The sequence below is a fragment of the Mesotoga sp. HF07.pep.5.2.highcov genome (assembly GCF_003666285.1).
Lineage (GTDB): Bacteria > Thermotogota > Thermotogae > Petrotogales > Kosmotogaceae > Mesotoga > Mesotoga prima.
The window spans coordinates 1-704 of record NZ_JFHJ01000392.1 but is presented as its reverse complement, the minus strand read 5'-3'; the positions used below and the strand labels follow the sequence as shown (position 1 = coordinate 704).

At 46.9% G+C, this 704-nt stretch carries 2 protein-coding genes; both read left to right on the top strand.

The window, feature by feature from the left end; genetic code table 11:
• Positions 1-82: 82 nt before the first annotated feature.
• On the top strand, positions 83-490 hold the full coding sequence (locus tag BG32_RS08430) for a HEPN domain-containing protein (protein WP_121509630.1): 408 nt from the start codon (positions 83-85) through the stop codon (positions 488-490).
• Positions 429-704 (top strand): nucleotidyltransferase family protein (locus BG32_RS08425; protein ID WP_147434897.1); only part of this gene is annotated, 276 nt, incomplete at its 3' end. The genes BG32_RS08430 and BG32_RS08425, both read left to right, overlap by 62 nt.

Below are 704 nucleotides of genomic sequence, written 5' to 3'. Positions count from 1 at the left end.
GGCCGCATGCAGTGTGACTGGCCACCGAAGGTTACTAGCCTCTCTCTAATAAGTGCTATAATCACGATTGGGAGGGATATCCATGCCTGATAGATCCCAGGATTGGTTACGTCAAGCAAAAAGAGATCTTGAACACGCTCGAGAGTCTGCTGTTAATGGCAAACACGAATGGGCATGCTTTGCGGCACAGCAGGCTGCTGAAAAAGCCGTAAAGGCTCTCCATCTTTCTTTGGGACAGGAAGCGTGGGGACACATGGTAAGCAAACTGATTCAAGAACTCCCTGAGGGAATTGACTTGCCCGCTGAGTTATTGGATAAGGCAAGAATTCTTGACAATTCATACATACCTGCGAGATATCCAAATGGTCATCCCGAAGGCTCTCCTTTTGAGTATTTCGGAAGCAAGCAAAGTAAGGAGGCTATTGCATATGCCGGTGAGATCGTTGAATTCGTCAATAATGAAATGGCCAAGCAAAGAGGCTGTAATTGATTCACTTGATAAGTGGTCAGAAACCTTGAAGCGAGATTCCAACATTCTCAGCATCGGTTACTTCGGTTCCTACGCTCGGGGCGACAATGGAGTGGGAAGCGACCTTGATTTGATTGTCATAGTCAAAGACTCCAAAGCTCCTTTTGGGAAGCGAGGAACAGAATGGGATTTAGCAATGTTACCGGTTCCGGTCGATCTTCTGATCTACACTCTG